Origin of the sequence: Sphingobium sp., assembly GCF_035511395.1 — a bacterium.
Lineage (GTDB): Bacteria > Pseudomonadota > Alphaproteobacteria > Sphingomonadales > Sphingomonadaceae > Sphingobium.
Window position 1 is genome coordinate 1 of the sequence record NZ_DATKFP010000040.1, and the last position, 5636, is coordinate 5636.

Sequence of the window (5636 nt, forward strand, 5' to 3'; positions counted from 1 at the left end):
ATTCGAGGCGGAAAAGCTGCTCCACCTCGTTGGCCGGGCGACCGAGACCGAGCGTCTGCGCCGGGAAAACGCACAACTCAAGCAGGGACAGGCTTTCGCAGGGCCAGAGGAGTTCACCGGATCCAGCGGCGCGATCAACCAGGTGCGCGCCACCTTGAAGCGCATCGCGAACACCGGGAGCCGCCTGCTCATCACCGGCCCAGCCGGTTCGGGCAAGGAAGTCGCCGCACGCCTCCTCCATGCCTGGAGCCCGCGCGCCGACAACGCCTTCGTCAGCGTCAATTCCGCCCGCATCACTCCCGAGCGATTCGAACAGGAACTGTTCGGCGAGGAAGCGGACGGCGCGCTGATCCGGCCCGGCCTGCTCGAGACGGCCGACGGCGGCACGCTCTACTTCGATGAAGTGGCCGACATGCCGCTCTCCACGCAGGCCCGTATCCTGCGGGTCCTGACCGACCAGGCGTTCGTGCGCGTGGGCGGCACCCGGCAGATCCGCGTCGATGTCCGCGTCGTCTCGTCGACCTCGCGCGATCTCGAGAAGGAGATCGCCGAGCGTCGGTTCCGCGAGGACCTGTTCTATCGGCTCAACGTCGTGCCGGTATCGATCCCGGCCCTGCGCGAAAGGCGCGACGACATTCCCGCGCTGATCGACCATTTCTTCGCTCGCTACGCCAGCGAGCAAGGGGTTACCCCGCCCCATGTCAGCGGCGAGGCGATGACGGCGCTGCAGGCCTATGAATGGCCGGGCAACGTCCGGCAGCTACGCAACGTCGTCGAGCGTACCGTCATCATGGCCCCGCGCGACAAGCTGGCGCGGATCGAGGCGGACATGCTGCCGCCGGAAATCTTCAACAGCCGGGGAGGGGGCGATGCCGGCGCCCCGGTGATGATGAGCGCGCCCTTGCGCGAGGCGCGCGAGAGCTTCGAGCGCGAGTACCTGCGCGTCCAGATACGACGGTTTTCCGGCAATATCTCGAAGACCGCAGCCTTCATCGGGATGGAACGCTCCGCTCTCCACCGCAAGCTCAAGCTGCTGGGAATGTCCGAGCGCCGGGAGGACGAACCGGAGGGCGACGAGCCCTTGCAAGGGCCCGCCTGACCGGGACTGTAACATTTTCGCTACAAAAATGCAGTTTACTGCATTGCAGCAAATAGGTAGGTTTCGATTCGAGAACGGCACCGGGCAATCCGGCGCCAGATCGCGGACCGCATAAGCGGCCGCCAAAAACACGGAGAATTACATGGCTGGTCGTACTCTCACCGCACGGCCCAAACCGACGCCGCCGCCCGCTCCTGAGCCGGCGGAAGCAGTTGCCGGCGCACCAGCCCCCGCGGCACCGCCGGCGGGCAAGGGGCAGAACCTTCAGGACCAGTTCCTGAACCTCCTGCGCAAGAACAAGACCCCGGTCACCATGTTCCTGGTCAAGGGCGTCAAGCTGCAAGGCATCGTCACCTGGTTCGACAATTTCTCGATCCTGCTGCGTCGTGACGGCCAGTCGCAGCTCGTCTACAAGCATGCTATCTCGACGATCATGCCATCGACCCCGGTCGATGCGCGCCAGTTTTCGAGTGGCTCGGAAACCGCCAAGAAGACGCGCGTCCTGCAGGACGTGTTCCTGTCCAGCATCCGCAATGCCGGCGTCCAGGTCACGATGTTCCTGATCAACGGCGTCATGCTGCAGGGCCGCGTGGCTGCCTACGACCTGTTCTGCATGCTGCTGGAGCGCGAAGGTTACGTCCAACTGGCATACAAGCATGCCGTATCGACGATTCAGCCCGTGACTCCGGTGGACCTTCAGGCGCATGAGGAAGGCGACGATTGACGTCGCGACTCCGGATTGAAGCTGAACTGATTTGAACGAAGAACTCAAGGGCGAGGTCACGCGCGGCGCGCGGGCCCTCGTCGTCTATCCGCAAATGCGCGGACCCAAGGGCCAGGTTGCCGATCTCGATGCCGACGCGCGCCTCGAAGAGGCGAGGGGGCTCGCCCTTGCGATCGGGCTCGAGGTGGTGGAGGCCATGGCCATCATCATCCGCGAACCGCGCGCGGCGACGCTGTTCGGCGAAGGCCAGATCCAGAACATCTCGGTCGCCTGCGAACTGAACGAGGCCGAACTGGTCATCGTCGATGGTTCGCTGACGGCGATCCAGCAGCGCAACCTCGAGGAAAAGCTCAAGCGCAAGGTCATCGACCGGACTGGCCTGATCCTCGAGATTTTCGGCGAGCGCGCGGCGACGGCGGAGGGACGACTGCAGGTCGAACTCGCCCACCTGGATTATCAGGCCGGACGACTCGTGCGAAGCTGGACCCACCTCGAGCGGCAGCGCGGTGGTTTCGGCTTCCTCGGCGGCCCGGGCGAGACGCAGATCGAGGCCGACCGCCGTCTCATCCGCGACCGCATGGCCAAGATCCGCCGCGAACTGGAGCAAGTCCGGCGCACGCGCGGACTTCACCGGGACCGACGTGAAAAGGCGCCATGGCCGATCGTTGCGCTGGTGGGCTACACCAACGCTGGCAAGTCGACTTTGTTCAACCGGCTCACCGGTGCCGAAGTCATGGCGCAGGACTTGCTGTTTGCCACTCTCGATCCGACGATGCGCGCGATCCGCCTGCCGGGGCTTGAAAAAGCCATCCTGTCGGACACGGTCGGCTTCATTTCCGATCTGCCGACACAGCTCGTCGCCGCGTTCCGCGCGACGCTGGAGGAAGTGACGGCAGCCGACGTCATCGTGCACGTTCGCGATATCGCCAATCCCGATACCGACGCCCAGAAGCGTCAGGTTCTCGACGTCCTCGCCGACCTTGGAGTCCTGCAACCGCAGGTCGACGAGCGTGCCCTGCGCCGCGCCGCCATAGACGAACGCGCGACCGGATGGGCGCAGGAGAAGGCAGAGGAAGAGGGCGGTGAGCCCCTGATTCCGATCATAGAGGTCTGGAACAAATGGGACCTCCTCGATCCGGAGCAGGCGAAGGCCTTGCGTGAAGCGATGTCACACCGCGAAGGGGAAATCATCGTCCCCGTCTCGGCGCTGACCGGTGAAGGCTGTGACGAGTTGCTGGCAATAGCGAGCAAGACGCTGACGCTGGATTCCAAGGTCTACAGCTTCGTCATTCCGGCGGCCGACGGCCAGCGCCTCGCTTTTCTCCACGCGCGCGGTGAGGTCGTGACCGAAGAGGACGCGGGCGAGGGCAGCGATGGGCCTCAATTGCGCCTGCAGGTCCGGCTATCCGAACGCGAACTGGGGCGCTTCACCTCGTTGTAAGCCTTGGTTGCGTTACTTTTCCGATCGCTTGACTGCCTGCCAGTAGGCTTCCTGGGCATCGAGCGAGAGGCTGGCAAAGTCGACGCCGTTGGCTTGCGCCAGTTGCTCCATGCCGCGGAAACGTCGCTCGAACTTCGCATTGGCGAAACGTAGCGCGTCTTCGGGCGCGATGCCGTTGAGCCTGACGAGGTTGACGGCGGCGAACAGCAGATCGCCGGCTTCTTCCAGGCGATCTTCCGGCCCGGCCTCGGCCAGTTCGGTCATTTCCTCGTGTACCTTGTCCGCAGCACCGCTCGGATCGGGCCAATCGAAACCGACCCGCGCCGCGCGCTTCTGCAGCTTTTCGGCGCGCATCAGCGCCGGCAGGGCAACTGCGACGCCATCGACGGCACTGGTCGCGCCTTTATCCGCGCGCTCCCTGGCCTTGATCTGCTCCCAGCGCTCGGTCTGTGCGTGATCGGATGTGTCATCGCCGAAGATGTGCGGGTGCCGCGCTTCCAGCTTATCCGAAATGGCGGCAGCAACATCGGGAAAGGCGAAGTGCCCGAGTTCCTCGGCCATGCGCGCATGAAACACGACCTGCAGCAGGAGGTCGCCGAGTTCGTCGCGAAGAGATGCAAGATCGTCCTGCGCGATCGCTTCGGCAACTTCGTACGCTTCCTCGATAGTGTACGGGACGATCGTGGCGAAAGTCTGCTGACGATCCCATTCGCAGCCTGTCTGCGGATCGCGCAGCCGGGCCATGATCGAAAGGAGGCGGTCGATATGCTGGTTGGGCACGTCGCTCATGTTGGATCGATAATCAACATTATGTAAATAATGGACCTCTGAAAGTCCGGAGTTCAGGGCTCGATCCTGAATCCCGAGAATTGGATGACGAGAACCAGCCCGATGATGATCGCCGCCCAAATGGCAGCGAGGCGCACTGCCTTGCCAGCACCCATCGTGCGCATTTCCGGATTTCGCAACGCCAGCACCAAGCATGCTGCAATCGCAATGACCGATGCAATCATGCCAGCCTGGTTCATGGAGCGATCACCAATCCATCGTAAGCGACCTGCACGTTCGCAGGCACGGATGCACTTAGTGTGGCATAGTCCATGCTCTTGTCGAGATGCATCAGCACGGCCGTGCCGACGCGGCAGACTTCTGCCAGTTCGAGCGACATGGCGAGATGTGCATGCGTCGGATGCGGCTCGCGGCGCAGGCAATCGACGACCAGGACGTCGCAACCATAGAACAGGTCGATCATTCCGCGAGTAATCTCGCTGAAGTCTGTCGCGTAACCGATTGATTTGCCGTCGGCCTCGAACCGGAACCCGGTGGATTCGGCCGGCCCATGCGGCATTTGCGTATGGCCTATGCGAAAGCCCTCGCAGAGACGAACCACGTCGAGATTGTCGAGCGAGACCAGCGTCGGGTAGCCGTGCTGACCGGCGAAGACATAGCCGAAGCGCTGGCGCATCCGGCGCACCGTTTCCGACGCGGCGAACCCTGGAATCGGGCCTGCGCGTCCATAGCGAAGCGGTCGCAGATCGTCGATGCCGTGGCAGTGATCCGCATGGTCATGCGTCCAGAACACTGCGTCGATCCGGTGGATGTCGTTGGCCAGAAACTGCGCGCGCAGATCGGTAGGCGTGTCGACCAGGATGCGGGAACCCGCGTCGCTTTCGAGCAGGATGGCCACGCGCGTGCGGCGGTTGCGTGGTTCCTCGGGATCGCACAGACCCCAGTCGGCCTTGCCGTCCTCGCCGCCGAGGCGTGGTACGCCGGTCGAGGTTCCGCTACCGAGGATCGTGACCTTCACGCCGGGACCTCGGCGTAGCGCGCTTTCGTGAACAGGGCGAAGAAGTTGCGCGTCGTCTTTTCGGCCAGTTCCTCGACCGAAATGCCACGGAGGTCGGCTACGAAACGCGCGGTGTCGGCGGTAAAGGCCGGTTCGCACTTGCGGCCTCGATGGGGAACGGGGGCGAGAAACGGCGAGTCGGTTTCGACCAGCAGCCGATCCTCGGGGATTGTGCGAACGACGTCCTGCAGGGCCTTGGCGTTCTTGAAGGTTACGATGCCCGAGATGCTGATCGTCAGCCCGAGATCGAGAACCTTCCGCCCGAAAACGGCGCTCGCGGTGAAACAATGGATGAGCGCCGGGAAGGCCCCCTTCCCCATCTCTTCCTCGAGAATCCGGGCGGTATCATCCTCGGCGTCGCGGGTGTGGATGATGATCGGCAGACCGGTCTTGCGGGCAACCGCGATGTGCGTGCGGAACAGTGCCTGCTGCACGGCACGGTCCGACTTGTCGTAATAATAGTCGAGCCCGGTTTCACCGATGCCGATGACGCGGGGATGCGCGGCCGCTTCGAGCAGCGCCCCCT

At 63.7% G+C, this 5636-nt stretch carries 7 protein-coding genes; 3 read left to right on the forward strand and 4 right to left on the reverse strand.

What is annotated here, in order from left to right:
• From VMR39_RS01940 to hflX, 3 genes are all read left to right on the forward strand, one after another.
• The coding region (locus tag VMR39_RS01940; protein WP_325413810.1) for a sigma-54 dependent transcriptional regulator at window positions 1–1099 on the forward strand (1099 nt) is incomplete at its 5' end.
• A gap of 142 nt (window positions 1100–1241) precedes the next feature.
• Window positions 1242–1823 (forward strand): RNA chaperone Hfq, encoded by a 582-nt coding sequence (hfq, locus tag VMR39_RS01945; RefSeq protein WP_325413812.1) that lies wholly within the window; start codon window positions 1242–1244, stop codon window positions 1821–1823.
• A gap of 31 nt (window positions 1824–1854) precedes the next feature.
• Window positions 1855–3264, forward strand: coding sequence for a GTPase HflX (gene hflX, locus VMR39_RS01950; protein ID WP_325413814.1), 1410 nt, complete (start codon window positions 1855–1857; stop codon window positions 3262–3264).
• A 12-nt stretch (window positions 3265–3276) separates the two neighbouring features.
• Here the strand turns inward: hflX and mazG are convergent, their stop codons facing one another.
• The 4 genes from mazG to VMR39_RS01970 form a co-directional block, all read right to left on the reverse strand.
• Window positions 3277–4053 carry a nucleoside triphosphate pyrophosphohydrolase gene (mazG, locus tag VMR39_RS01955; RefSeq protein ID WP_325413823.1) on the reverse strand — a complete coding sequence of 259 codons (777 nt, stop codon included), beginning with the start codon at window positions 4051–4053 and terminating at the stop codon, window positions 3277–3279.
• Window positions 4054–4106: 53 nt separating this feature from the next.
• Complete coding sequence (locus VMR39_RS01960) at window positions 4107–4292, reverse strand: hypothetical protein (RefSeq protein WP_325413817.1); 186 nt, start codon at window positions 4290–4292, stop codon at window positions 4107–4109.
• On the reverse strand, window positions 4289–5071 hold the full coding sequence (locus VMR39_RS01965) for an MBL fold metallo-hydrolase (protein WP_325413819.1): 783 nt from the start codon (window positions 5069–5071) through the stop codon (window positions 4289–4291). Before VMR39_RS01965 ends, VMR39_RS01960 begins: the two co-directional genes overlap by 4 nt.
• Window positions 5068–5636, reverse strand: a 569-nt coding sequence (locus VMR39_RS01970) for a TatD family hydrolase (RefSeq protein WP_325413821.1), incomplete at its 5' end; no start/stop codon positions are given. The genes VMR39_RS01965 and VMR39_RS01970, both read right to left, overlap by 4 nt.

Coding starts and splice junctions, on each gene's coding strand:
- hfq (WP_325413812.1), top strand. CDS start 1,242: ATGGCTGGTCGTACTCTCACCGCACGGCCCAAACCGACGCCGCCGCCC.
- VMR39_RS01960 (WP_325413817.1), bottom strand. CDS start 4,292: ATGAACCAGGCTGGCATGATTGCATCGGTCATTGCGATTGCAGCATGC.
- mazG (WP_325413823.1), bottom strand. CDS start 4,053: ATGAGCGACGTGCCCAACCAGCATATCGACCGCCTCCTTTCGATCATG.